The organism is Affinibrenneria salicis, assembly GCF_008710095.1.
Window position 1 is genome coordinate 1 of sequence record NZ_VYKJ01000027.1, and the last position, 25,822, is coordinate 25,822.

Genomic DNA, 25,822 nt, shown 5'->3' on the forward strand with positions numbered 1-25,822 from the left:
TCAGATTATATTTCACCATGTTGGGAAAAGGCATAATACGCATCGCCGGGCGTGATAATAATATGGTCCAGAATGTTAATGTCGAAGAGGGAAAGGCACTGCACCATATTACGGGTGAGCACCCTGTCCGCCTGGCTGGGAAGTGCATTACCCGAAGGGTGATTATGCGCCAGAATCAGGCTTCTGGAATTATGAATGAGCGCCTTGCGGGCAATAATTCGCGGATGAACTTCCACAGACGCCAGACTGCCGCTGAAGACTTTCTCTGCGGCAATTAACCTGTTCTGAGAGTTAAGAAACAGCACCATAAAATGTTCCCGGTCATGGTCGCACAGTTGTAAACGCAGATAATCAACCGCCATCTGGTTGTCGGTAAAAACCGGCGTATTCTCAGATGCACCGATAAATTGTTTTTCGATTGCCTGGATAGCTCGGGCAATCAGCATTTTGTCCGTAGGCGAAAAAAGGCCATATTGGATTAATTCAGACATATTGGTTCTCCGATATCAGAATAATGTGAAGGGCATGCACCAGCGCGTAAGGCGTCGCTCGTTTTCAGGTGTATGAGCATTCGGGGGCGTGAACGGCGTTCACCGGGTGCTGCGACAGCAGCGACTTGCCGGGGGAATGGTGGATTACGGAGTGGCGTGGATATACGGAAAACTGGATATCTGAAATGATGTTTTTTAACGGGTTACTGTGATGGAGAAGGGGGCTCGGGTATTAGGACTCACTCGCGCCATCTGCAAAATGGCCTGGTCGCCGCTATTCATACTTCCCGGCAGATGGTTCTTCTCTGGTTTTATGTAAGCAAAAAGCCTGTTTTTTCGTTATAGGTGACGAAAAACAGGCTATGATTTTATTGAAATGAATGATGACCGGAAACGGCAATCTGGCGTTGACTACCCGTTAGTTGCATTCGCTTCAGCCAGTTCTTCTTTGATTTGCTTCTGGCAAGTGTTGTGTAGACATTCAATCCGTTCCTGCAAAATGAACAGCAGGATCTCACGAACACCCTCTCGTTCAATTCTCACAGCGGCATAAACCAGCGCCCGGCACTGATCGATCAGTTCGTCCAGTTCCAGTGGCGTATCATCGTACATAGTCCGCCTCCTGAGCCAACAGGCGAGCAGTAGCCTTTCGCAGAATGGGAAGAAGTTGTAAAAGGTACTGATATTTAAGACGAGCTTGGGTAGACTGGGCATCAGCCATAGCGTTACTCCTATAACGTTGTGGTCAGAGGCCCGGTTAGTGTTGGCGCACTGCCGGGCTTCGCTATTCACCATAAAGTATCTTGGTGTATATACACCATAGCGCTAGGTGCATATACACGTCAATATTTTTAAAAACTCTTTTCCTCTGTATAGTGTTCCTTCACCGACAAAGGAAAAACGGTATGCCTACAGGTTTTAAAAACAATCGTTCTACAACAAAGGGGGTTCGTTTCCCTCATGAACTTATCGACGAAATCAATACCAGCGTAGAGCAGGAAAAAACGGATAATCCTAACGCCAATTTCTCCGCCTGGGTACTGGATGCCTGCCACAGAAAACTGGATGCGATACGACGCAAGAACCAGCAAAAATGAACAAATATTGTGCGTTTTTTGTGCAAAGTGGTAAACTTTCATCATGCTGGCGGACACGGATAAGGGAATGAAATCATGAAAAACAGCCTCAAAAACTGGCTGCAAAGCGCACCGGATAACGAATGGACCAATGAAGATAAATGCCGGGAAGCCATGCAGCAAATGCAGCAGAGCCATGATCAATCGCCCGCGTCGGAGTCGCAGGATCAGGCTGTACCTGTCGGCGAATTGATTCTGGACTTTCTGGCGTTTGTGCCTGACACATTTGACGATGGAAAAAATCTGAATGGCTACCACGGTGATGGCCCCGAAGGGCCTGGTTATTATTGTAATGGTGTAAAATTGCCGGAATAGTTACTTTCGTATAGCGTTTTTTAGTACGCTCATGCTGGAACCACCGGCTTGCTGGCTATTATGTGTTCCCTGGCGTATTGCACCCTCTATGGCTCCTCCAAGCGCAATGCCCGCCCATCCCAGCGCCCCCATCCAGAAAGCCGGCAGTACCAGAAACATGGCACCCATCACGATATTGACGATGATGTCGTCGCTGCTGTTCTGGAATCCGTAATTCAGCGTATTCAGCGAAACGCTGCTATGGGTACTGCTGTCGTACATCGCAATCAGCAGCCAGCTATCGAGCCAGCGGGCGAGCTCCCACCAGAAGGTGACGAAGAACAGGGCGAACTGTACCGCCGTCAGTGTGATCACTGTTTTCAGCGCATAGGCGGAGAACAGAATGACCATGGGAAGGCAGATCACCAGCGCCATCTGTAGAATGGCCTGTACCATCGGTAGCGCCTGGCGCATGCTGTCGAATGCTGGAAACATCGCCAGACTGGACACGGCGGTACCCGTCAGACTGCTTAGTCTCGTTAGTGCTTGTGTGGTCGAGATCATTCCGGCATTGCCGCCATATCCGCCATAAACGGAGCCGCTTTGTGATGCCTGCATGTTTCGCTGACTGACCAGAGAACGCAGCACTGACGCTTCGTAAACGCTTTTCGGTTGCCCCAGCGCGTTGAGCTGCTGCCAGACGGTAGGCTGAATCAGCGCCAGCAGGCGATCTTTCAGGCCGATGCTACCGTCCTGCCACCACTGCTTGCAGGTGGGATAGCCGCCGGTGCCTGCATCAAATAATCCGGCGTCCCGGGTGCTGTCATACGGCCATTGGCTTCGCGGCGAACGTGCGTGATCGGTATCGTAGTAGCCGGACGTCGTCAGGAAGTGAGAAGAGCCGGGCCAGGCCACGTCATCGCTGATATCCAGCGCCAGACCGGCTTCTTGTCTTTTCAGGCGGGCTCGGGAAGGCGCATAACACTCCTCCACAAAATCCTGGAGCTCCTGCGCCAGCGTCGGGTCGCTGATGCGGCTATGCTGTACCTCGAAGCGGATCTGCCGCAGGTCGGGAGAGCAGGGGAGTGTGGAGACCGCGGCGTTAGTGACGCCCTTGGATACGGCATGAATAAAATACCACCATACCGGAACCGCCGCGGTTTGGCCGCCCAGTTCGTTGGTCAGCGAGGCGTAACCCGAATCAGAGGGTTGCACGACGGTGCGGCCACACTGCGAGATACGAGAGGCATCATAGCGGAGAGTGGACAGATGGACATCCAGCAGAGGGACGCAGGCAAACATGATGACCACCAGCGCGGTGTAGACCGTGTGCTCCATCCAGGCTAACGCCAGTCCTCCCTGATTTCCCTCGTCAGCCCCCTGACTGCGGGCTTTTAGCCAGATTTCAATGAGCTTCGCCAGCAGCGGGAAGGCGAACAGGCCGGTCGCGGTGATGACCGACCAGATGCCGTTATTGGCGAGCCACCCCAGCAGCGTGAGGAAGTATTCCAGATAGGTATTGGCCGTCATGCGTCATCTCCCCGGAGGTATACCAGATTGCTGTATTCTGCGGCAGCGACCAGCAGAAAAAACAGGAAGGCGGTACGCAGCGACAAGCGCTGGCAGGCGGGATAACGTTGTAGAAGCCTTCTGCGCAGCGACAGCCAGGAGGCGGCCAGACAGAGGTACAACGCCAGACGCCAGCAAAGCAGGCCGAAGCGTGCCTGATACAGCCAATGGCGCCAGTCAGATCCACTGCCGGTTAGCTGTATTCCCAGCCAGGTCGTCAGCGCGGCAACCAGTATCAGCGCCACAACATACAGCAGTATTTTACCGGTTCGGGAGAATGTCATCAGTGGCTCTCCTGTTCCGGGGTATTCAGTTTGTTGATGCGATTATCCATGTCATCATGCGTATCAATAGTCCGGCCCTGCGTCAGATTGCGATAGGACTGACGTTCCAGAATGACGCTGCTGGCGTTATCCGCCAGCGCACGGCGCATCTCCATTTCGAGGCGTAACTGGTTCAGTTCCTGCTCGAGTTGCAGGGCGGTCTGTCCCAGTTGTGACTGCGCTTCTTTTTCACTGGCGATATTGGGCTCGCGCATCCCGGCCAGCAGGGTGCGGCGGGCCATCAGCGCCTGTTCCATTACCCTGGCGAGCGCCATTTCTCCCGATAATCGCTGTACCAGCACCACGGCGTCGGGATCGTCTTTCAATGCCTCTATCACGCCGCGTGTGAGCAACAGCTTGCCGCCGCTGGCTTTGGACAGATTCTCGTGCGTGGGCCGAAGCGAACCGTTAACCAGTTCGGCCAGCACCTGCGCGATTTTCTCCTGCTCTTCTTCTATCAGCGGCGAAAGCCCCACGCCCGCCTGCGCGCCGGTTTTATTCTCGCTGTTGCCGGCGGCATCATTATCGGGAGCGACATTAATCGTCTGTTCACCGACAACGCGCGTTGTCCATGCGGCGACCTCTTCCGGTTTTTCCCAGACCTGACAAAGCTCGCCTTTGCACCAGGAGCCTGAGACACTGCTGGTATCCGTTACGTCACGCTGATTCAGGAGGTTGTAGCCCGCTTTGACGGTATCGCCGATAAGTTTGATGGGGCGTTGCCCAGCGCCGCCTCGTTTTTGCCCGCCCACCCAGGTTTTTCCTTTTTTAGCCGCTTCCCGACTGGCCTGCTGCTCCGCGCGTACCGCATCGGTTTCACTGGCGGCGACGGTCTGGTAATTTTCGGCCTTTGCACTTTGCGTCCATATCGAGCCGGAAGCAAAATCGGTCATTTTCTCCGCCATCCTGCGGCAACTGAGCATGGATTTATCAAAGTCGAGCCGCCCCTGTAGGATGCCGTTGGTAAGCAAATCATAAAGCTGAGGGTTCGCTCGCTGGATGATCATCGCAGGCAGACTGGCCACGGCCCCTGTGGCATTCTGGATAACCTGCCCCATCAGATCCTGAAACCCGCTTGTGACGCCGTTAAGCTGGTTTTTGACCGTAGTGCTGATATCAAAATTGCCGCACATCAGATCGGCATTCCAGCCCAGTTGCATATTCAGTAGCTGCGTGTTGCGGCGCGTCAGGGCGGGAGTGATCACTGACCCGCCGCCGATCTGGTAATAAAGGCTGTCCGCAATAGCGCCACGTTGTTCCAGACTATAGCTGTCGTCAGCTGCCAGCACGATGTCACCGAGGAAGCAGGACAATAGGGGGATCAGAGCGAACTTCAGTTTCATTGGATTCTCCTCCGGTACTGCCGAGAAATATCTGACCGCGACGTTTGCAGCAGGAATAAGGACGCCAGAGCGTCCAGGAGTAGTTGCCATCAATGGCAAGCCTGTCGGCGTAGGTGTCGTTGATGCTGCGGTCGGGAAAGGTGATGCACTGGTTGCTTGTTTGGGGAACGAGCATCTGCCAGCCGTGATTGTTGGAGCGGTTTTCCTGCACCGGGGACGGCGGCCAGTAACCGGGACGGGATGAGGCGGTCAGCGGCAGATAGACGTGCAACTGGCCGGTACGGGTGACGATATCCGCTGCGCGTTGCGCCATGACCGCCGCGGCTTTGTGATCGTGGGTTTGTCCCAACGCGCCGGCGCGGGGGTAGACGTTGCCCCATAAATCGCCGGTCTGTCCCACTTCACGCAGACCGGGAGTTAACGCTTCGGGATAAAGCATTTCCGGCACGGCGCCGCGCCAGGCCAGCGTATCGAGGGTACTGAGAAAGTAGGGCTGGAAGGGAACGACATCGCTGCTGCAACTGTAACCGAATGCGCCCAGAAAACGATTGAATACCTCGCCGCCGGGGTGGCCGATGGCGTCGGCGTTTTTGAAACGAATTTTGGTTTTGATGTTTTCCGGACGCGGGTTGGTGTCGCCGCCGCCTTCGGCACCAGTGACCGCAGTCCCCATAAAGGCCATCTCCCGCCACGGGTTATCGCCGGGTGTGGTGTACGTCGACACCACCAGCTCAGGCAGATTGTGTTTAACCTTGATAGAGACTTTTACGCTACAGCCCCAGGGCGTGCATAATAGCCAATAGCAAAGTCCCACTACCCGATATCGCAGGCAGTCCGGCGACAGTGAGGAAGCTACAATCTGCGGCGTGGTGATGGCGGCGGCGGGCAGCGTCACGGCCAGCAGGGCGTATGAGAGGGAACGGCGCAATTTCATGGTTGCCGCTCCCGCCAGGCTTCCAGCTTTTGCCGCGCAAGCCCGATATCCGTCGTGCCGTAGACAACGTATTTATCTTCAAACACCACTGCCGGAACTTTGGAGATGCCCAGAGACCATGCATCCATCAATGCCTGATAGGCGCGAGTTAACCGTGCCTCCTTCTCCTGCCAGTCTGGCTGTTGCATCCGCAGCAGCGCCTGCCGTTCAGCCTGTTCCGGGCTGGTGTACAGATTGGGGAACAGCGTCTGCTCCCGATTTTGTACATCTTCCAGTATTTGCACTACTGTGTCGGGTTGGGGGCTGATCACCGGCCACTTTCCCGTAGTGTAAATGATGGCCTGTGCGGCGGTAGATTGTGTAGCAAGCGTGATCAATAGCGTTAAAAAACAACGGAATGGCATTTTTGTTCCCCAGTCTGATGAATTAGATAGGAAAATTTAATCGGATTCAGATTGTGGGGCAGTAAACAACTAAATATAGAAATGAGAGAGATTTTTAGAGATATAACGTATCAATGATTTGTGTGGTGGATTATTTTACTGAATTGTAAGTAATTGTTGGGTTATATTTTAAGATAAAAAGTCCCTATCGGAGATATTAGCCTCGATATTTCTTCGAACAGGCTGCGCTGTTCTCCCTAAAAGGCTTCACTTTTTCGACCGAAGAGCCACTGACGGGCGTTTTTTAGTGCCTCTTCCAACTGCTGAATGTAGTCTGCCTGTTCCTGGTTTCGCTGCGTCTTTTGCTCAAGGCCTGCTAGTAATTTTAACGCCAGAGAGCGCAGTTCATCGGGGGGGGGGAAGCCAGCAATGTATCTATATCCATGCGGCGATTTTATCAAAATAGTGTATTCTGATTGTCAATCATTTAACTCTGCCATATAAAAGGATGGTAAACCTTTATATTTTTATAGGTGGGATTTATGAACGAAGGACAACCGCTGACGGTCATACAAACACTGGTCGATAATGTAAAAAAAGCAGGCGTTGACGCCGCTTTTGGCGTTTCAGGCGGATTTATCGTCCCTTTGTGGGAAGCACTATCGGACTCATCCATCAAGGTTATCCATTGCAGGCATGAAAGCGGAGCCGCTTTTTCCGCCTCTGAGTACAGTTTATATAACAATATTCCCTCTGTCGTATTTTCCACGGCCGGACCAGGTATTACCAATGCTTTGACAGGATTGCGCGCGGCGAAGTTGGATGGCGCTAAAGTGATATTCATTTCTGCAACCACCATTGAGGAGCACAATGGTCAATGGGGATTGCAGCAAACAACCCGCCAAGATATCAACGACCTTGCAGGCGATGGCATCAGTGGTTTCTTTGACAGCATTGTCTTTGTCGACAGACAAGAAAAATTAGTGGAAGCAATAGCCGCCATCAATAATGTTGCGACATCTTATGGTCATGTTCTGGGCATTTTCATTCCGACGAATATTCAAAAAGAAATTTTAAAAGAAAATAATAAAATAAATAGCAAGCGAATCCTTCACACTTTAATTTCTTACAAAAAGGACAATGGCGCTGAGAATCAACAGCAAAAAATAGCGGATGCGCTTACAACAGATGGAGCCATTATATGGAATGGATTCGGTTGCCTTCATTCCGCAGAAATATTAACCCGTCTTGCTGTTGTAACGAATACGCCAGTAATGTCGACCCCAAGAGGGAAGGGCATATTCCCCGAAAATCACGCGCTTTACATTGGCACCACCGGGTTAGGATCCAATGGCGAAAAACTTAGGGAAAAGCTAAGCGACTCATCATTGAAGACAGTTATTATATTGGGTTCGAAACTAGGGGAGCTCAGTTCCTCATATATTCAAAATCAGATGACCCATGCTAATATATATTATATTGGACTGAGAAATGAGGATGTTAATAAGAACCTTCCCGCCAGCGCCGTGATTATTGAGGCGGAAATTTCTCATTTCCTGCATGGGGTATACGATAAAGTAAAAAAAAATGCCGATTATTATCATCCCCAGATGTTCTGCAGAGGACAGGAACCTGAGCAATGCGCTCCGATATCGGTTAAGGTTGGAGTCGTTCATCCACAGCAGGTAATGGCGATTATTCAAAAGGTAGCGATTGAAGAATATGACTGCTTGATCGCTGCGGAAGCAGGAAATACGTTTGTATGGGCAAACCGATATTTACATTTTCAAAAACCGAACCGCTATCGAATTTGTACCGCGCTGGGTGCCATGGGCCACTATGCTTGCGGGATCGTTGGCCTGAGTGCGTCAGGAAAGACGACCCTCGGTATTATCGGTGATGGTTCCATGCTGATGAATAATGAAATCAGTACGGCTGTCCGTTATCAATTACCGGCTATTTGGCTGATAATGAACGACGGTGAATACAACATGTGTCGACAAGGATTGAGCTTGTTAGGCAACCCGCCGCTGGACTGTGTTATTCCTCAAGTTGATTTTTCGTTGTTCGCCACCGCATTGGGCGCAGATGGCGTCAGGGTTGCACAGGCGGACGAGTTGGAAACCGCGCTGCGTGCGGCGATCATGAAAGGTGTTCCCGCTGTGATTGATGTGTTGATCGATAAAGACGCGCAACCGCCGTTACTTGATCGGATCAATACAATTAAATCACTCTAAATAGCTTCGCATAATAGCGCTACACTTGCAGGACATAACATCCCGCCAGTACGGGCCTCGCACGATTAGAGGTGGAGCATCAATTGACCTCTCCCATATCCTGACCCAGGATCAATTAGAGGATCTGTCTTTTTTGGTGACTTCGGATAAATTCTGCCGGAGTCAGATCATTTAATGAAGAATGTGTCCTGTCATGGTTATATTCTTCCCGCCAGCGATCGAGCTTTTCCTGCACATCTTCCATCGACAGGAACCAGTGGATATTTAGGCATTCATCCCTCAGGCTGCCATTAAACGATTCGATAAACGGATTATCCGTCGGCGTGCCGGGGCGTGAGAAGTGCATGGTGACCTTATTTTCATACGCCCATCTATCCAGCGCTTTTGAGATAAATTCGCTGCCATTGTCTGCCTGGATCCTTATCGGCACACGATTATGCATCAATCTCAGGCACTCCATCACCGCCACCACATCCTCGCCCTTGAGCGACTGGCCGGCATGGATCGCCAGGCATTCCCGACTAAAATTATCGACCACAGTTAATGCCCGAAACCGGCGCCCGTTAAACAGATTATCAGCAACGAAATCCATGCTCCCGCATTGATCCGGATTTGACAGCAACGGCCGTTCAACCCGGTGTGCCGCACTCACATGGCGACGGGGGCGATTACGCCGTAGATTCAGTCCTTCCTGGCAATAAATACGATGCGTTTTTTTATGATTAATGACCCAGCCTTCGCGCCTCAGCTGGATATGTATGCGCTGGCAGCCATAACGGATACGGGTTTCCGCTATTTCTCGGATGCGCATCGTTACCGCGCGATCGTCACGACACGAATGATAGTTATAAACCGTGCGACTTAGCATCGCCAGACGACAGGACCGCCTACTCGATATGCGTCTTGTAAAAATACGACTATTTCGCGCTTTTGAGCAGGCCTTAAAACTTTTTTTTCAGCACCTCTTGCAGCATTTCCTTATCGAGACTGAGGTCGGCAACCAGCCGTTTTAGACGTTGATTTTCATCTTCAAGCTGACGCAGGCGACGCAGCTCCGTTACGCCCATTCCGCTAAATTTCTTTTTCCAATTATAAAAAGTGGCTTCAGAGATACCCATTTTTCGGCACACTTCACCCACACGAGTGCCCGTTTCAGCCTGCTTCAGGGCAAAAGCAATTTGCTCTTCAGTACAGCGGATCTTTTTCATGGCCGGATTGCCTCTTTTTTAAGGAAAAGAAGGGCAGAAAACTCCAGTTTAGCCTGGTCCTGTTTAATGGGAAGAGATCACAATGTGCGATAATGAAATGGACACCTCCCCACAATCGGCTTCAATGAGTCATGCTGTCAGTGTGTGCCAACAGCAAAATGGAAGAGGTGTCCAATGGAAAAAATTATCGGAATTGATCTGGCAAAGCGAGTTTTTCAATTACACATTGCCACTTTGCAAGGACAGATAAAAGCCAACAAAATGGTAACCCAGTGAAAAACTGATGGCTTTCATTGTTCAACAACCACCGTCAGGGATAGTCATGGAAGCCTGCGGTAGTGCAAATTACCGGGCTCGTCAGTTCAGAAAATACGGACATGATGTTAAACAAATCAGCCCCCGGTATGTTGTCTCGTTCAGAATGGGGAATAAAAACGATAAGAATGATGCCATTGCCATCGTTGAAGCTGATAGCCGTCCAGGGATGCGCTATGTACCGGGAAAAAGTCTGGAGCAGCAGGATATGTAATGCCTGCTCCGGGGTCGCCAGCGTCTGATGAAAAACAGAACTGCTCTCATCAATCAAATACGAGGGTCAGGGCTGGAATACGGTATCGCCATACCGGAAGAGCCACACAAAGTGGCATCATGCCTGCCCGATTATCGGGAAGACGCAGAAAATGAACTGACGGCAATGAGCCGGCAGTTATTTCATGAGTTGTTGCAGGAGCTCAGGTAATATCAGCGGTGATTAAAAGAACTCGATAAACGCCCTGAGCATATCGGGTCACTGAATGAGGATACAACCCGCTTACAAAGTTTACCGGGCATTGGTGTCTTGAGCGCATTCGCACTGACGATTGCACCGGGGGACCGTTCCGATTTTTAAAACGGCCGGCATTTTGCCAGCTATTTGGGACTGGTCCCGAAGGAGTACAGCCGTGGTGGAAAAGTTAAATTGTTGGGCATAACAAAACAGGGTGATGCTTACCTGCGTGGTCTTCTTATCTATGGCGCTCGCTCAGTGGTGTACCGAATCGGTAACCTTCCCGATGAACGTTGTAACGGCCTGCAACACTGGCTCAGGGGGATAATAGCCCGAAGTTGCGTGAACAAAACCGTTGTCGCTCAGGCAAACAAGAATGCCCGAATGGCCTGGGCAGTGGTCAATCAGCAAACTATTTATGTACAGACGTGATATAAATTTTTAAGTAAAGTCAAAGAGCTGATGTGATGACAGGTAGAACCGACTCTCTGTGAACCTGACAAATAATCTGGTTATAACAGACCATTGCGATAATGAGGCCAGAGAATACGGATGTTCATCAGGGCTCGTTGACGCCGAATATAGGTTTGTGACTACATTGTCAGAGAAAAGGAACGCCCACGCTTGCATTGGGTCTGTGTCCATATGAGTTATTTAGGCGTTAAATATCATGCCGACATTTCCCGGATATTATCCACCGCAAGCGTATATCCAGAGAAACGAATTGATATCAAGCGTCATGGTGAAACCGCGACTGAGTCCAGCAATAACGTTTATCCGTTTGATGTGGTGTCCGCCGTTTTCCGTCAATCGACCAAGGCGACGACACGATCCCCTGCGCCCGGCTGACATTCTGCCGCAATAGGAGACCATCCGTGGCTCACGACGACTTGCTGGCCATCGAGGCAAACCTCCAGGCGTTCGCTGCCTGGAATTTTCTCCTGAATGAAGGTTTCGACAGTTTGCGGTAAACTGATTTTCAGGCGCATGGCCTCACGATCCTCCTTGGGGTGATCGTCCAGATGTACCAATGGCACAAAAGTCGATGCCAACATCATCCAACGCGAGGGGATCTCAATGGGGTCAGGCGTATAGGGTGCCTTACGAAGCCAATCTTGCGCTCGCCCGCGTAAGTCCGCACCATCGGCAAGGTTTCCCCACGCCACAGCAAGCAACTCCATGACCCATTGGTTACAATTCTGATAGTCTAGGCCAAAGGCATAGGCGTTGGCGCTGTAGTTCGCAGCCAGCAACCGTAAGGCCAGCCGCTTGTCGAGTGCCGCTGAACGCAACTTCCGTGCGGCTACCGGAGGGATCTTGATGATCGAGATATAACCGAGAGATGCATTTTCGGTTCCCATAACGAACCCAGCCAGCCCTTGATCATAGATTCGTGGGCGTCCTTCATCGCAGGCGTAATAGAGCTGGCGAGCGGTCCAGCGACCATCCTCGCCACGCAGCGCCACAGCAGCATGTGAATAGCGGATATTAAAGCGTGACAGGTCAAGACCGGAGCGACTAATCAATACCGTATCCCCGTCGGTTGCGGCGAGTTCTTCGTTCACGACCGCAGCGAATCGCAGCAAGCGATCCTGCTGAACCGCGGAAAACTGCTGTGTGCGATCACAAAAGTCTGACCCCACTGAAGTCTGGGGAGACGATGTGACAGGACGTTTCGCGCACCCGGTGGCGAGCATGAGCACGGTTAGAATCCAAGCTACCTGGCAGCGCTTCCTCATCACTGGGTAACGGCGCGCGCGGCGAGATCGTCATGCCAGTTGTCAGCAAGTACCAGGTAAAAAGCTTCCTGCGTATCGCCACGAGCGAATTCGAGACCATAGACCCTCTGCTGCGCAAGTACGATGTCGCCGGCCTCCAGGTCTTGCGTGTCGAGAACCGCCTGGGGCAGATCTAGCACGAGATGCCGCTGAGCATTATTGCCTTGCATGGTGACACGGCGAAATCCGGTGCGGTCAGGCGCGTCAGCGACATCAATGATGCGGTAGTTGCCGCCCGCCGTCTTTTCATCATCCTTTGAGCTGTCGCTCGATCCACTTAACGAATCCGATACGCTCCCACTGGATGCCGAGCCGGCACTTGAGGCGGAGGATGCGGATGAAGCGAAGATTTCAGCCTGCGCGTGGAATGAAGCAGCGGTGATTGCCATGATACAGACAAGACGAAAAATCGTTAGAGACGCCATAGTGGCTCCTTAAGTAAAGCAAACATTGACTACGTTGCTCTTGCTAAGAAAAAGTGGCGGTTCAATGCCGACACCTTTCTTTATGCTTTATGACAACCCCGCAGCAACGACTATTCCGGCTTAAGATTTGTGTCGTGCGCCATGGGTTTGTGGTCGATACGGTCAGCCCCAGAGTCTGATGCTCGAGGACGATATTGACTGTATAACGATAGATCACTAATGACCGATCGTTCATTATCAATCTAATCTACTACCGAATGATCGGACAGTAAATACCCGAAGCGACAATATCAACATATCTATTGGCGACAGACTCGGGGCCAGAGACAAAGAGATCGTATGGCCACTCCGAGTGCGAAAGGAGCAGGCAGCCCGCCCCTAGCGAGCTGCACAAACCGGGGAAGGAGACAACGCGGAGAGTAACTATTCGCCAGGGCGTAATAATAAAGTCAACAGTTTGCGATGCGTTTCTTTGATTGCTTGCAGTTCGCTCTGTGCCTTCTCCTTACCCATTACCATCTGAGCCACGGCCGAATAGACAACGGGGGCCATCACAAGGTTGAAATTCTCGGTCAATGGACTGGACTTTACGACTCCGGCCGCCACGAACCCATCAATAAGCGCTTGACGCTCCCTGCGCCCCTGCATATTCCCCGCATCCCATTTTGCGAGCAGGTGCGGCACTCGATGCCCTTCGGTGATGAGAAGTCGGGCAATCGCAATTGTGTCGTCGGTTAACCCGCCGTAGGCAAAATCGACAAGGCGCTCGACCAGCTCGTCAGCGTTCTCCACATCCCGCAACAAGCTCCAGTTGCTTTCCGAGCGGCTCATCAATTGCTCAAGGAGCGTCTCGAATATATCGTCCTTGTTGGCGAAATGAACATAGACGTTGGCTTTGGATATGCCAGCCCGGCGAGCGATCCTGGCAATGCTGGCGGCGGTAAAGCCCAATGCACTGAACTCAATCAGCGCCGCTTCGAGGATCTGCTGGCGCCGAACCTCAAGGGGCAAACGTGTTCTTTTCTTTTTGGGAGCAACCTCGGCCAAGGAGGCTGATGGATTTTTTTTCTTCATGCTGCCGTGTCATGTAAGCGCCGGATCGCAAGATCTGTGCGAAGCACCTAAACATATCCGACGAAATTAACGGGGCCAGGAGGAAAGCATTTCCCTCGCTTTGGCGTCGTTCAAGGCTGTCAACATTGAAACGAATGCAACGTCGCGCGCCATTTATCGCAGACCACTGCATCACTGACGGCGAGAAATGCGACTAAACGGGTATTGGCTAGCCGCCTCGTGGCCAACAAGCTATGGGCGCAGCCCTGGTTCGTCAGAGTGTAAAGCACGGGGGCGTCCAACGCTCTCTTTTATTGACCGCTCTCGCATACCGGGCGTTTTAAACCATCAATGAATAGCTCCCCAGCCCGGGGCAACCTATGTTTCCTCTCATCACAAAAAATCAGCAACTGAAGTTGATGAAACTTGCTGAAAAAGTTCTACTGACCGATCGTTCATTATGGTATAAGGTTTCTCACCCCCTACAGCACCGCCTGTTGCGGGAAGAACATGGCAAGCAGATGTGTTTTCCCGCTCCCTGCTGCATAGCCGGGCCACGTTGCTGAATGGGGGCGCGTCAGGCGGCCAGACTGCTTGATGATAATTCCGGCTTGACCAACGCCTTCTTCACAACAGGAAAGGAATACACTTATGAATGCATGCCGCTTCATCCTGCTTACCCTGGTTGTGCTGGTTACCAGCGCTTGCGCCGGCGATAACGTGCAGCAGAAAGCCGTCGCTTCAAGTTCCCCTACGCCGATTGTCGTTGGTCGGGCCGATGAGTCTTCAACCCCCGACTTGAAAGCCACCCGCGCAATGGGGATAGCGGGTTCCGCTAGAACTGAGACGGCTGCGGCACCAGCCGCATCTCGGTCTGCGGGAGATGCGCCAGTCGCCCGGACGATGCCCCCCCTTATGTCGGCTAACGACACTATTCCGCCCGGCCCGAAAGGCTCCACGCGGGATCCGTGGGAGGGATTCAACCGTCGGATGCACAGTGTCAACAATGGCATCGACAGATACGTGACCCGTCCCCTAGCGATCACCTATGAGAAGATCACGCCAGAGTCGGTGCAATCAAGTGTGACGCGGTTCTTCAAGAACCTGAGCGAACCGACAACGGCGGTCAATCACACCTTGCAAGGCAGGCCGGGCCAGGGCGCCCAATCATTGGGGCGCTTTGTTGTCAACTCGACCATCGGGATCGGCGGCCTGTTCGATCCGGCGTCCCACATCGGCTTATCCAGGCAATCCAGTGAGGACTTTGGGCAAACGCTTGCCACATGGGGCTGGCGCGATTCCCGTTATCTCGTGATGCCTTTACTCGGCCCTCGTACCGTCCGCGACACCGTGAGCATGGTCGGCGACCAACCTCTGTCTCCCATCGGCTACGTGGAAAACAGCGGAGTGGTATACACGCTGCAAGTCATGAAACTGGTGGATGGGCGCGCGCGCGCGTTCCCCATGGACGAAGCCCGCAAGCAGGCGGAGGACGAATATGTGCTGGTGCGTGATGCCTGGATACAGCGACGCGATAGTCAGATAGCTCAGGATCCGTGATGAACGCCAGAGGGAGGGGTAAAAACAGCCACGGCGATCGGCATCTTTCGCCAGATTAATTAGTTACGAACATAACTCGCACCACATTTAACTGTTAGGCCTTATTCCAAAATATTGAGAGGGAGCCTGGGGTTATGGCTCCCCCCGACTTTTCTCCTGTTGCGCGGATAGGATATGAGTTAGGCTGTATCCCTTAGCTCAACAGCCTCCTCAAAAATAACTGGATCGTCCCCAGTTTGAGCATGCTCAGATAGTTTCTTGCTGTTTTTTCTGAACGTATAGCGATCCGACGATTTTCTTTTAATGTTGCAAAGCAGCGTTCCACTACATTGCGTTTTTCGTACAACCGGATATTGAGTTTTCTGCGCCAGAACACAGAACCCAAAATATGCCATTCATAACATGTCTGTGTGCAAGGTAAGGTCGCCCACCTCTGGAAGAGCCTCTCTCAGGAGGCAGCATGGGGGAAATTAGAAACCATGCATCATCAGGAAAATCGTAACGAGCCAAATTAAAGGACTTTTTGTGGTTGAACCATGCTCCGTTTTGTACAAAAAATAGTTATGGGACACAGCCAAGTATGATTATCAGTGCAAAAATGCCAAGCTAAGTGGATAGTCAGATTAGCTGCACAGAAAATCCGCTTAAGTTTCCTTTAGCGGCCTTTTTGCTACAGTAGGCGATTTGGCAGGTTAAAGCGAAAAGTATCGCTCGATATCCTGAAGCAATTCCGGATGGGCTGGGTGCCAGTCTAGGCGTTTCCGGGTCAGCGCACTTGATGCCCGCATATCCATCTGTGCAAACATCGCCAGCCAGCCAAAATGGGCGTTAGCGGCTTCCGAGGAGAGGCTGGCCAGCGGGACATCCAGGCCCACGCTAATCGCTTCCGCGATATCACGAAGAGGAATGCCTTCTTCTGCTACCGCATGGTAACGCAGCCCGGATTGCGGTTGTTCCACCACAAGCCTGTAAAGCGTAGCCACATCAAGAAGATGAGCGGCGGCCCACTGATTGGTACCCTCACCCACATAAGCGGATACCCCTTTCTCTCTGGCAAGCGAGATAAGTGAAGTGACGAACCCTTGTTTACACTCATTATGGACCTGCGGGAGCCGGACAATCGAAACGTTGACTCCATTGTCTGCTACGCGGGCCCCGGCCAGTTCGGTTGACTTACGCGGATTCCGCGTCGCGGGATCATAAAAATCTTCGGTAGCCAGTTGACCCGGCGCGGCACAGCCCATGGCTGCAACAGAAGTAATGATCAAGGGGCGTGTAGAGCCCTGTAGCCCTCTTCCCAGCGCTTTGATGGCCTGGGTTTCTTTTTTCACCATCTCTTCCGGATGGCTAAAAGTGTTGTCATAAGCACAATGAATCACCGCATCGGCCTTTTGTGCCCCGTCAACCAGACTTTGAATATTTTCCAGCGCTCCCCGATGAGTTTCTGCTCCGACACGAGCAAGAAGTTGTTCGCCTTTATCCGAACGAGCCAGGCCCGTTACCCGATGGCCAGCCCGAATAAGTTCTGTGGTGATCGCGAGTCCAATAAAACCGGTGGCTCCCGTTAAAAATATATTCATAATTTCCCCCGGTAAGCAGTTCAGATTAACTATTTCACCCTTAAGTGTCAGTGTAAAAGAGGATGATCGGTACGGTCTCTGCTATAAATTCGTTATTCTATGCAGATCGTACGGTATTTTATGGATCCTCTTTCAGAAGTTCTGTCATTGCTCAAACTGGAGGCTTATATCTCCGGCGGTTTTCCCCTAACTGCGGGAACCGGGCTTGAATTCAGGCGACACCAGGGCATCAAATGCTACGTTGTTATCGACGGAAACTGCTGGGTCGCTGTCACCGGGAGCCAGGAGGCAATCTTTCTAAAATCGGGCGACTGTGTGTTTCTGCCTTCCGGCGCCCCCTTTTGTCTGGCGACCGCTCCCGACAGTCTACCGCAGCCTTTTATCCCGCCGGACAAGGAGACGGGCTCAGCGCTAACAATGCAAGCGCCCCGGGATGGGGCGTTTATTCTTGGTGGACGTTTTACCTTCAGCAGCGCCCATGCCGATATCCTGCTGCATTCCCTGCCCCCACTGATACCGGTCACCGAAGGTATCGGGCAAAAGGTTATGCGTAATGCCATGGAATGTCTGCGAGAAGAGATGCGCGTGCCCCAACCGGGTGGTGATTTGATCGCGCAGCAACTGGTACAAATCATGCTGGTTCAGGCGCTAAGGGTATTCCTTCAGCAGAAAGGGAATGAACACGTTGGCTGGATGTTTGCCCTTTCCGATCCGCAGCTCAAAGCCGCGATTACTTATATGCACCAAGAGCCAGCTTTCCCCTGGACTTTGCAGGAATTGGCAAAGCGGGTTGGTATGTCCCGGACCGTTTTTACCGAACATTTTAAGCGCAAGGTCGGCATCACGCCGATGAAATATCTCTCCCAATGGCGAATGTTGCTTGCAGGAGAGCGCCTCAGAAATTCCCGCGATTCAATCACTCAGATCTCGCAGTCCGCCGGGTACAATAGTGATAGCGCGTTTGGTCGGGCGTTTAAAAAAGAGTGGGGATGTTCTCCGCGTGAGCATCGCCAACAACTTCTTCGCGCCTTTACCAGCCACGAACAATGACAGACCGTCGGTATCCGTTCAGGGTCTAGATTTTGCCGGTGGTGCTGGCCTGCCGGACGACGGCATTGGTTAATGCCATGGAATATGCCTCCTTTAGGGGGAAAAGAGGTGTACAGCGTACAGGGAAGTAACTCAGCAAACTTCTAATCCCGCTCATTATATTGTCATCAGCCCCCGCTTTTCATCCAGTATTTGGGCCACCAGAATAGCGGCGTCCAGTTCGCTGATCCCTTGCTCCCGCATCAGTTGAGCCCGTTGCGCTTTTTCGTGTTTTTCCGTCATCCCCAATGCCAGAAACAGGCTGGGCGGGACCACCCGAAACAGCGCTTCCACTTTGCTGGCTAACACTACGCCTTCGGTGTATTTACCGGGGGCTTTCTGCGCGGACAACAGCAACAGGCGCTGTTCTTCGGTCAGGATTTTGAAGCGCTCAAGTTGTTCTACTTCCTCGGGCGGCATAACCAGCAGTTCCCACCATTCAATCATGTTCAGCAGCTTTTTCGCGTCATCCGGAAAGTCAGCCAGGTTTTGCGTCGCCAGCCACAGCCAGATACCGAGTTTACGCCACATTTTTGAGCCTTTGGTCAGAAAGCGCGCCAGCAGCGGGTTGACGGTGATGATATGGCTTTCATCGGTAATATTGACGATAGCGCGGGACAGGTGCTGATCGCGTTCACCGATATTGTTGATGTGATTAATCAATGAAATATAGGCGATGGCAAGCTGGGCCTCGTAGCCTTCGCGGGCGAACGTGGCCAGATCGACCAGAGTGATATCGGCATCGGGCCAGGGCTGTCCTTCCCGGTTAAACAACTCACCCTCGAAGCCGGAGCAGAACATGTTCATGGATTCCGCCATTTCATAGGCCCGGTTGCGGCGGGGTTCCGGCAGCGTGGCGTCGCGGGAGAGGTCGAACAGCGCATCGCGCACATCCTGCGTCAGCGTCTGACGCCCGACCCGGTGGCACGTCGTGGCGGCATTGATGATCGCCTGGCGGATCATGGCGCGGTCAGGGCGAGTGAGACGCGCGTCTTCCCGCGCTTCGCCACCGGTAATCATCAGTCTGGCGGTGATCTCCATCTCACCCAGGATATCGCGCTGGTCGTCATCGTCCTGTTTTTCCTCCTCGTCGCTATCCGGCAGGTCGGCGCTGATATCCTGCTCCGCCAGCCGCCATGCGTCGGCGAAGACCGGCAGGGTGAGCCCGCTGCCGGGTCTGAGGCTAATTTTGTTGACCGTCAGTCCGTGCCGTTTCGCATAGTCAGCGATCAACCCAAAACTGTTTCCCGCCTCGACGATAAACAGGCGGGGGCGGTGCAGCGCCATCAACTGGGCGATTTTGCCATTCAGGGTGGCCGATTTCCCCGCCCCGGTCGGCCCCAGCAGCAACAGATGGGCGTTTTTGGCTCGATCGGCCGGATTCAGGGGATCAAAGTCGAACGGCGCGCCGCCCCGGTTGAAATAGCTGATGCCGGGATGCCCGGTGCCGGTTTCGCGTCCGAAGACCGGCAGCAGATTGGCGATATGCTGCACGAAATTAAACCGGGTATGCAGATGACGCTTGTCGCGGCCCGGATCGAAACACATCGGCAGCCAGCGCAGGTAGCTGCTTAACGGCGCCACTTCATCACCGTCCTGTACCGGCACCAGTCCGGCGTTGAGCAATACGCTGTTCAGTTCCCGGCTTTGCCGGTTCAGTGCCGCAACGTCCGGGCCCGACAGATAGAATGCCAGCGTACTGCGATACATTTTATGGCCTGCTTTCAGCCATTGTCTGACGTCCCGGCAGTCTTTCTTTGTGTATTCCGAATCGACATTTTCACCGATGGCGCGGTCTGCCAGGCGGTTCAGGTGCGCTTCCAGCCGGTCCTGCGGATAAACCACCATCGTCAGCGCCATGATGGCGGATTCTGGCAACAGGTCGAACAGGGCATTGATGCCGTCGCCCTTGCGGTTTTCCCCGGTCAGATGGCCGATACGCGGTGGTTTGCGTAAACGATCAACCGTCACAATCTTGTGAGGCAGCCGGTCAAAGCACCAAATCCCTTGACGCGCGTCGGAAACAGGTTCGCTGAACAGCAGTGACTCGGCAAAATCAGTCATGACCGGCGGCGTTGCTTCGTCGAGGGGATCTTGTTCCGGGGCCATGCCGTAAAATGCCTGGCGGTCGTCGCACGGCGGGGCAGGATTAAACCAGCGCGTCAGCCAGCGCTGAACGTCGGCGCCGGTCTGACGTCGTGCGTGAAGTCCGGCGCCCGCCAGCGCGGATACCAGCCTGTCGCCAGCATTATTCAGCGCCAGCTCCGGCGACAGGTCGCTGGGCTGCGTTCTGGCCGGCGAATAGCGGTAAATCACCAGCCGGGTGCGGCGAATTTGCCCCCGCCACGGCGTGCGAGTCACCACATCGTCAAAAAACAGACCGCCGGTGCGAGTGATGCCGTTCAGGTGCTTTTCCATTTCGCTCAGCCAGGCTTCGCTGAATGCCGACCCTTGCGCTGCCGGCGTCACATAGTCGCGTAGCTGTTGCAGATAGCCGCTGAAATCGTCCTCGTTCTGACAGAAAAACTGCACTACCCACGGACAGCTATCCAGCTCCTCAAAGGTATCCTGAAGCGCGTCTTTGACGATATCCCGGATCTCGGATAAATGCTGCTGCGAGCGGCCTTCGGTGCCGACAGGGGTGATATCGTAAACAGCGCCCACCGAGCGGCCGTCGTCAAGCAGTAACGTCTGGCTGTCGTGCTGGTATTCTACCCACGGCAGCAAATCGACAAAGGAGGGGCCTTTCTGATACGCGGCGTTCGCCGCCTGTTGCGTGAGTTTCCCGGTACGAGGCTGTGCGGTCTGCATAATTACAGCGCCTCCGTGCGTTCGCCGGGCATGGCGTACTGCACCCGCGTGTAGAAAGGAAATACGGTGGAATAGCCCGGCACCGGCGTGGGTTCGCCGTCCGTCAGGTGTGGGTAGACATACATCAACATATCGGGGTTGGGCAGGCGTCGGAACTGCGCCCGGATTTCGTTTCCGGCGGTGCGGGTATAGGACTGCTGCTCTTGCGTCAGGGGCTGTTCCAGCGGGCGGCGCAGCAGGCTGCGCTGGTCATACAGCGTGCGGTTGTCGCCGGTTTGACGTCCCCACAGGCTCAGCATGGTGGTGTTTTCATCCACCGGCAGCAGGGTTTCCTGCGAGGTGCTGCATCCTGTAGCTGCCAGCGTCAGCAGCAGAAGAGAAAGAAAGTGGCGTTTCATCAGTCCAGTCCTCCTTTATTGCCGGTGGCCGGCGCGTATTTCACTTTGCGGCCCTGTTTTTCGTAATCAATGGCGAGTTGTTGCGTGATATGTAAGGCGACCGGGTGGCCGGGTTGGACGTAAACGGCATCGAACATCTGACCGTAGCGCTGTTTGAACCAGTCGGCGGATTCTTTCAGGCCGCCGCCCAGCGCCTGCCCCAGGACATACTGTCCGCTGTTGCCGGTGACGGCGGAGGTGATCGAACCGTCTTCCACGGTGGAGGTGGTCTGTCCGTTGGCGAACGCGCTGGCGGCTGCGGACGATCCCGACAGTAAAAATTGCGACGACAGATACTCTGCGGCGTTGGATTTACGCTCACCGGGAATACAGGGCAGGCCGTGTGGATCGGACAGCCAGCCGATCCCGCTGCCGCTGTTTTGTGAACTGTTGCCGCCACGGCCTGATTGACCGGCGGCCTGCGGAACGGTACGCACGGTGCCGTCGCGAAAGACGAAGGTGATGCTGTGAAGCGTACCGCGCACACAGGAGAGCGTCCAGTCGCCGGATGCCGTACCGGAAACGATAGCGCCTTCGACGTCGGGCAGTTCGATGCCGTTGGCGGTCAGGTTATCGCGGCCGATCAATACCTTGAAGGGATACGGATCGCTGACCGTGCCGTTAATCGGGATCCGCCCCAGCAGCGCGGTCATGGCGACCGAACCCGTCAGGGTGCTGTTTTCTGGCAGCGTGTAAATCGGCACAACCTCTTTAGCTGCACGTTTGCCTGACGTGTCCTCACCCTGAGCCTCCTTCTGCCGACCGTTCGCGCTATCTCCGGCTAAGCCGAACGGCATCGGGAACTGCACGCCGGAAACGGCGGGTTGACCGCGTTTGTCCACGGGCATGGCATCGGCAGGCTCTATCCAGCGCAGGGCGCCAGCGGGAACCCCCTGATTTTCCAGCCCCAGTCCGAGAGGAATATCGTCCGCGGCGGCGGGCTTCTGCGTCAGCTGGCTGAGTTTCTCCTGAACGCTGTCCAGCAGGGTACTCTGCTGCTTTTGTAGCGCTGAACTGAACGTCTCGCGCTCCCGGCTGATGGCGTTATTGATGCGGCTTTCCACATTCTGGTCGCGTTCACGTAGCCGCCGGTTCTCCTGAACCAGCGCGGCGCTGTTCTCACGCATTTCCGCCATTTCCTGACGGTACTGTTTCATCTGGCCGACCAGCGTGGCGACGGTATCCCGGGGCGTATCGCCGTCGATGCCCAGCGCGGTGAGCTCGTCGCCGCTTAAATCGGCCGCGGCATGTTCGTCCTGCTCGCTTTTTTCGCTGCCGGCGGGCTGGCAGGATTTCAGTCCGATAAATCCTGCGCCCAGCAGCAGGCAGGGGAGAAGCAGTTTCAACAGGTTGTTGGCCTGTAATTTCATCGTTTTGCCCCCTTGTTCCCTTTTTCGACAGCGGGCGGCTCCGGCAGTATGGCGCGATCCGCGCCGCCGTCTGTGACCAGGTACGCCACGGTGGTGTCTTGCGGCGTACCCTGTGCGCCGATCCAGTCGTGCTGAAACGTGGCGGCGACAAAGGCGCCCTGTAACGCGCGTGGATCGAGGTGAATACGGCCCGGACTGCGGTTTTGCAGCCTGATGGCCGTGACCGCGTAGCCGTCGAGTTGCCAGGCCGCCAGGGGCGTGGCGGTTACCGGCTCAGTCGGCAGCAACGTGGTGACGGTAGCGGGCAGACGCGCGGGAGCCTGGCGAATTCCCGCGACCGGCTCGACGGTGCGCAACGGCGCATAGAGCATTTGCGCCGCATAACGGGTGAGCGCGACCGGCACGGGGAAAGGCGTTTCCGCGACGCTATCGGCCGGGGCCTCGGTATCCGGCCTGTCGGGGATATCGTTACGGTAAACCGCTTCGTCGTAACGCAGTTCCAGCGGCTCCAGCGCATCGCCGTCAGCGGCGCGCACATCCAGTAAAATCAGCTCGCCGCTCTCCACGTCATGGAGCTGAAGACGGGTATCGGTAAACGGTTTACTGGCCCGCAGGTAGACCGTTCCGCCGCTGCTCTGGATCCGTAGTTTGTCGCCGAGCTCGGCGGGGTAGCCGACGCGGACGTTTTTGTTGATAAGCAGCACGCGTTCATGGCCGACATGCAGTTCAACCGGCAGAGGGATGCGTTGCCATTGCACCAGCTCTGTTGCGGTAGCGAAGAAAGGGCAGAACAAAAGCAGGAGAGGCAGGATGACCTTTTTCATTTTTCCTCCGTTGCGCTCGTCGCTTCCAGTTTTTGCGGGGGGCGGGCAAAACAGTCGAGTGCGAGTCCCCAGGGATTTTTTTCAGCGTCCACGTCATAGCGCACGACGCTTAACGGGTAGCGTGCCAGCGCACGCTTGACGGGCTCCGCGCGATAATATTCATCCACGGTAAGATCGAGCGTGACCGTCCAGCGATCGCGATCCAGCACCTCCACGCGTTTGTGGTTAAAGCCGCGTCCGGGGATTTCATAAACGCCGCGCACCCGGTCGCGCAATTCTCCGGCGTCCCGGCGCTGACGGTAGTCTTGCTCCAGTTGCGCCCGGCAGGCGGGCGTCAGATAGGCGCTCAGTGCGGAAAGATTGCGCGGATAATCCCGATCGCCATCAACGGGCCAGCGGTTAATTTGCTGAAAGATGTAAAATGCGAAGGCGTAGACATTGCCCGGCGGTACCTCCCACCACGGACGGGTGCTGCCGGCGCGCAGATCGGGCGGATTATGAATGGTCAGGTGTCGTGGCGCGCTTTGCCAGCCGTACCAGAGTGCGGCGATAATCACCAGCAGCAGGCCCAGCGCCAGACGCAGGGTGATAATATGCGCATCGCGGGCGGCCAGCGCGTGTTTGAACTGGCTCATGATTTCACGCTCCTGCGGGTAGACCAGACCGCATTGCTTTGCACCAGACGGGGATCGCCGAAACCCTGACGGGCCAGCCAGGCGTCCGCCGAGCGGTATAGCCAGGTATCCGGTCGCCCCCGTTTCAGGCGCGCCAGATAGCGTCCGCCGACCAGAATGGCGAGCGCGGCGCCTGCCAGTCCGCCGGTGGGGATCAGCGCCCAGACGCCGAGTAACAGCGCGGGTGGTATTCCGCCGGTTAGTCCCGACAGGAAGCCGGCAGCCAGCGAGATAAAAAGCTCGGAAGCCGTCATCCCGCGAAACACGACCGGTTCGCGATTGAGGCGGTCCGGCAGAAAATCGATCGTCAATGTCATCACAGCACCTCGCTGGCCTGCGTCAGCAGCCAGATGGTCACGACCAGCAGGATGGCGCCGACGCCCGCCATGGCGCCCAGATCCTTCCACTGTTTTTTACCGTTTTGGATCTCCGAATAGGTGGCGATGCAACTGTTGGCGACGACCAGAAAACCTACGGCGCAGACGCCCAGCGACAGCAGGATCACGATGTCGTAGCCGTAATTTTTAAGCGTATCCATGATGCCGCTGCCCTTGCCGCGAGAGGGATCTTCCATCGTGGGTAAATCGGCATAGGTGGAAAATGAACAGGCGGACAGCAAGACGGCGAAATAAAAACGACGGATCAGGTGTTTTGTAGACATGGCACTCTCCGGATGAACGGCATTAAAGAAGACGGGGTATTAGCTGAGAACCAGCCAGAAGCAGACCAGAAGCAATAGCGTGGTGCGGGCGGCGATCCCGCCGAACTGGCGTAGCGTCAGCGCGTTGCCGGAATAAGCCTGCCAAGAGCGCAGCAGCACCCAGGCGGCCCACACGAAGAGCGCGGCGCACAATAATCCCAGCACCACCACGTTGACCTCGGTGGGCTGTGCGGAACTTCCCGCCTGAAACGCGGTGATTTGTTCAGACGTCATTGCGCGGCATCCTCAAGCCGGTAACGGCCTGAAAGTGGGATGATGTGGCGAGGCTGCGCCCGGGCCGGCATCAGATAGTGCTCAATACCGGTACGGATAGTTCCGATATCCGCGTAGGCCTGCGTGTAATCGAAAAAGAAGCGTTCAGCCGGGGCCTGGGCGGCTTGTGTCTGCGCACATTGCAGGGTGGACTCGATATGATTGAGTTGCGTTAGCATCAGGGCAAGACTGGCCTGTTCCGTCGTCGGTGCGGCATAAACCGGACCGGCCAGCAGCATGGCGGATAAACACAGTCGCGAAAGAAAAGTCATTCTGGCCTCCAGAGACAATTGAGGGGAGGCTTGCAGCGTGCCAGAGCGGTTAAACGGTTTCCGCAATCAACTGATTAGCGGAAAAAAAGAAAATTCTTGGGGAAGGCGTTTGGAGCATCAGACGCTATTGTGCTGAACGAGTAGTTCAGAATCCTGTCTCTCCTGTAAGATAACGCTGATTGATAACCATCAGGATGACGATAAATGAGTGAAACTCTTAAGGTATTAAATAACATACGCTCCCTGCGCGCTTTGGCACGCGAAACCGATTTGGCAACGCTGGAAGAGATGC

General features: G+C 54.4%; 29 protein-coding genes and 2 pseudogenes. 9 read left to right on the forward strand and 22 right to left on the reverse strand.

The annotated features are described in order from the left end of the window. Window positions 1-5: 5 nt before the first annotated feature. The gene (locus FJU30_RS25930) at window positions 6-491 is read right to left on the reverse strand and encodes a JAB domain-containing protein (RefSeq protein WP_150437836.1); all 486 of its coding nucleotides are present in this window, start codon (window positions 489-491) and stop codon (window positions 6-8) included. A gap of 411 nt (window positions 492-902) precedes the next feature. Continuing rightward, entirely contained in the window at window positions 903-1,103 is a 201-nt protein-coding gene (locus tag FJU30_RS25935) for a hypothetical protein (protein ID WP_150437837.1), read from the reverse strand. Window positions 1,104-1,396: 293 nt separating this feature from the next. Between FJU30_RS25935 and FJU30_RS25940 the strand changes: the two genes are divergently transcribed. Together FJU30_RS25940 and FJU30_RS25945 are read left to right on the forward strand one after the other, a co-directional pair. After that, window positions 1,397-1,588 (forward strand): YlcI/YnfO family protein, encoded by a 192-nt coding sequence (locus FJU30_RS25940; protein WP_150437838.1) that lies wholly within the window; start codon window positions 1,397-1,399, stop codon window positions 1,586-1,588. Window positions 1,589-1,663: 75 nt separating this feature from the next. Continuing rightward, window positions 1,664-1,942: a hypothetical protein gene (locus FJU30_RS25945; protein WP_150437839.1), complete on the forward strand. Its 279-nt coding sequence runs from the start codon at window positions 1,664-1,666 to the stop codon at window positions 1,940-1,942. On the opposite strand, the gene FJU30_RS25950 is transcribed toward FJU30_RS25945, so the two are convergent. Genes FJU30_RS25950 through FJU30_RS25970 form a run of 5 tightly spaced genes read right to left on the reverse strand, consistent with a single transcriptional unit; the run spans window position 1,943 to window position 6,401 of the window. After that, complete coding sequence (locus FJU30_RS25950; RefSeq protein ID WP_150437840.1) at window positions 1,943-3,451, reverse strand: conjugal transfer protein TraG N-terminal domain-containing protein; 1,509 nt, start codon at window positions 3,449-3,451, stop codon at window positions 1,943-1,945. Next, window positions 3,448-3,774, reverse strand: coding sequence for a hypothetical protein (locus FJU30_RS25955; RefSeq protein WP_150437841.1), 327 nt, complete (start codon window positions 3,772-3,774; stop codon window positions 3,448-3,450). The genes FJU30_RS25950 and FJU30_RS25955 overlap by 4 nt, the downstream gene beginning before the upstream one ends. Next, the gene (locus tag FJU30_RS25960; protein ID WP_150437842.1) at window positions 3,774-5,156 is read right to left on the reverse strand and encodes an integrating conjugative element protein; all 1,383 of its coding nucleotides are present in this window, start codon (window positions 5,154-5,156) and stop codon (window positions 3,774-3,776) included. Before FJU30_RS25960 ends, FJU30_RS25955 begins: the two co-directional genes overlap by 1 nt. Further along, window positions 5,107-6,090, reverse strand: a complete 984-nt coding sequence (locus FJU30_RS25965) for a TIGR03756 family integrating conjugative element protein (RefSeq protein ID WP_150437843.1) — start codon at window positions 6,088-6,090, stop codon at window positions 5,107-5,109. Before FJU30_RS25965 ends, FJU30_RS25960 begins: the two co-directional genes overlap by 50 nt. Continuing rightward, window positions 6,087-6,401, reverse strand: a complete 315-nt coding sequence (locus FJU30_RS25970; RefSeq protein ID WP_191091696.1) for a TIGR03757 family integrating conjugative element protein — start codon at window positions 6,399-6,401, stop codon at window positions 6,087-6,089. Before FJU30_RS25970 ends, FJU30_RS25965 begins: the two co-directional genes overlap by 4 nt. A 614-nt stretch (window positions 6,402-7,015) precedes the next feature. Here FJU30_RS25970 and FJU30_RS25975 point away from each other — a divergent pair. Continuing rightward, entirely contained in the window at window positions 7,016-8,710 is a 1,695-nt protein-coding gene (locus tag FJU30_RS25975) for a thiamine pyrophosphate-binding protein (protein WP_150437844.1), read from the forward strand. Between the two features lie 115 nt (window positions 8,711-8,825). Here FJU30_RS25975 and FJU30_RS25980 read toward each other — a convergent pair. Continuing rightward, a pseudogene (locus FJU30_RS25980) lies at window positions 8,826-9,918 on the reverse strand (IS3 family transposase). 283 nt (window positions 9,919-10,201) lie between these two features. Here FJU30_RS25980 and FJU30_RS27370 point away from each other — a divergent pair. The 3 genes from FJU30_RS27370 (at window position 10,202) to FJU30_RS27380 (ending at window position 11,116) form a co-directional block, all read left to right on the forward strand. After that, complete coding sequence (locus tag FJU30_RS27370) at window positions 10,202-10,447, forward strand: hypothetical protein (RefSeq protein WP_223881708.1); 246 nt, start codon at window positions 10,202-10,204, stop codon at window positions 10,445-10,447. A 27-nt stretch (window positions 10,448-10,474) separates the two neighbouring features. Next, entirely contained in the window at window positions 10,475-10,657 is a 183-nt protein-coding gene (locus FJU30_RS27375; protein ID WP_223881709.1) for a hypothetical protein, read from the forward strand. Window positions 10,658-10,831: 174 nt separating this feature from the next. Further along, window positions 10,832-11,116, forward strand: coding sequence for a transposase (locus FJU30_RS27380; RefSeq protein ID WP_223881710.1), 285 nt, complete (start codon window positions 10,832-10,834; stop codon window positions 11,114-11,116). Between the two features lie 374 nt (window positions 11,117-11,490). On the opposite strand, the gene FJU30_RS25990 is transcribed toward FJU30_RS27380, so the two are convergent. The 3 genes from FJU30_RS25990 to FJU30_RS26000 form a co-directional block, all read right to left on the reverse strand. Next, complete coding sequence (locus FJU30_RS25990; RefSeq protein WP_220087931.1) at window positions 11,491-12,270, reverse strand: DUF2145 domain-containing protein; 780 nt, start codon at window positions 12,268-12,270, stop codon at window positions 11,491-11,493. A gap of 152 nt (window positions 12,271-12,422) precedes the next feature. Further along, window positions 12,423-12,887: a hypothetical protein gene (locus FJU30_RS25995; RefSeq protein WP_112092784.1), complete on the reverse strand. Its 465-nt coding sequence runs from the start codon at window positions 12,885-12,887 to the stop codon at window positions 12,423-12,425. Between the two features lie 423 nt (window positions 12,888-13,310). Continuing rightward, the gene (locus FJU30_RS26000; RefSeq protein ID WP_112092783.1) at window positions 13,311-13,961 is read right to left on the reverse strand and encodes a TetR/AcrR family transcriptional regulator; all 651 of its coding nucleotides are present in this window, start codon (window positions 13,959-13,961) and stop codon (window positions 13,311-13,313) included. A gap of 894 nt (window positions 13,962-14,855) precedes the next feature. Here FJU30_RS26000 and FJU30_RS26950 point away from each other — a divergent pair. Next, window positions 14,856-15,500, forward strand: a complete 645-nt coding sequence (locus tag FJU30_RS26950; RefSeq protein WP_172290862.1) for an MlaA family lipoprotein — start codon at window positions 14,856-14,858, stop codon at window positions 15,498-15,500. A 363-nt stretch (window positions 15,501-15,863) separates the two neighbouring features. Here the strand turns inward: FJU30_RS26950 and FJU30_RS27385 are convergent. Together FJU30_RS27385 and FJU30_RS26015 are read right to left on the reverse strand one after the other, a co-directional pair. Next, a pseudogene (locus tag FJU30_RS27385) lies at window positions 15,864-16,010 on the reverse strand (transposase); the annotation flags it as partial. A 182-nt stretch (window positions 16,011-16,192) separates the two neighbouring features. Next, entirely contained in the window at window positions 16,193-17,080 is an 888-nt protein-coding gene (locus FJU30_RS26015; protein ID WP_112092723.1) for an SDR family oxidoreductase, read from the reverse strand. 120 nt (window positions 17,081-17,200) lie between these two features. Between FJU30_RS26015 and FJU30_RS26020 the strand changes: the two genes are divergently transcribed. Next, window positions 17,201-18,130, forward strand: coding sequence for an AraC family transcriptional regulator (locus FJU30_RS26020; RefSeq protein WP_172290863.1), 930 nt, complete (start codon window positions 17,201-17,203; stop codon window positions 18,128-18,130). A gap of 156 nt (window positions 18,131-18,286) precedes the next feature. Here the strand turns inward: FJU30_RS26020 and FJU30_RS26025 are convergent, their stop codons facing one another. From FJU30_RS26025 to FJU30_RS26065, 9 genes are read right to left on the reverse strand one after another with little or no spacing between them, the layout of a single operon-like run. After that, complete coding sequence (locus tag FJU30_RS26025) at window positions 18,287-20,980, reverse strand: conjugative transfer ATPase (protein ID WP_150437846.1); 2,694 nt, start codon at window positions 20,978-20,980, stop codon at window positions 18,287-18,289. A gap of 2 nt (window positions 20,981-20,982) precedes the next feature. Next, complete coding sequence (locus tag FJU30_RS26030) at window positions 20,983-21,378, reverse strand: TIGR03751 family conjugal transfer lipoprotein (protein WP_112092720.1); 396 nt, start codon at window positions 21,376-21,378, stop codon at window positions 20,983-20,985. Next, window positions 21,378-22,787 (reverse strand): TIGR03752 family integrating conjugative element protein, encoded by a 1,410-nt coding sequence (locus FJU30_RS26035; protein ID WP_112092719.1) that lies wholly within the window; start codon window positions 22,785-22,787, stop codon window positions 21,378-21,380. The genes FJU30_RS26030 and FJU30_RS26035 overlap by 1 nt, the downstream gene beginning before the upstream one ends. Then, complete coding sequence (locus FJU30_RS26040; protein ID WP_112092718.1) at window positions 22,784-23,611, reverse strand: TIGR03749 family integrating conjugative element protein; 828 nt, start codon at window positions 23,609-23,611, stop codon at window positions 22,784-22,786. The genes FJU30_RS26035 and FJU30_RS26040 overlap by 4 nt, the downstream gene beginning before the upstream one ends. Then, window positions 23,608-24,246, reverse strand: coding sequence for a PFL_4703 family integrating conjugative element protein (locus FJU30_RS26045; RefSeq protein WP_112092717.1), 639 nt, complete (start codon window positions 24,244-24,246; stop codon window positions 23,608-23,610). The genes FJU30_RS26040 and FJU30_RS26045 overlap by 4 nt, the downstream gene beginning before the upstream one ends. Then, window positions 24,243-24,602: a TIGR03750 family conjugal transfer protein gene (locus FJU30_RS26050; RefSeq protein WP_150437847.1), complete on the reverse strand. Its 360-nt coding sequence runs from the start codon at window positions 24,600-24,602 to the stop codon at window positions 24,243-24,245. Before FJU30_RS26050 ends, FJU30_RS26045 begins: the two co-directional genes overlap by 4 nt. Next, window positions 24,602-24,946, reverse strand: coding sequence for a TIGR03745 family integrating conjugative element membrane protein (locus FJU30_RS26055; protein WP_150437848.1), 345 nt, complete (start codon window positions 24,944-24,946; stop codon window positions 24,602-24,604). Before FJU30_RS26055 ends, FJU30_RS26050 begins: the two co-directional genes overlap by 1 nt. Window positions 24,947-24,985: 39 nt before the next feature. Further along, the gene (locus tag FJU30_RS26060) at window positions 24,986-25,219 is read right to left on the reverse strand and encodes a TIGR03758 family integrating conjugative element protein (protein ID WP_150437849.1); all 234 of its coding nucleotides are present in this window, start codon (window positions 25,217-25,219) and stop codon (window positions 24,986-24,988) included. Then, window positions 25,216-25,530, reverse strand: a complete 315-nt coding sequence (locus FJU30_RS26065; protein ID WP_172290866.1) for an integrative conjugative element protein, RAQPRD family — start codon at window positions 25,528-25,530, stop codon at window positions 25,216-25,218. Before FJU30_RS26065 ends, FJU30_RS26060 begins: the two co-directional genes overlap by 4 nt. A 204-nt stretch (window positions 25,531-25,734) precedes the next feature. Here FJU30_RS26065 and FJU30_RS26070 point away from each other — a divergent pair. Then, window positions 25,735-25,822 (forward strand): H-NS family histone-like protein (locus FJU30_RS26070; RefSeq protein ID WP_449500877.1); only part of this gene is annotated, 88 nt, incomplete at its 3' end.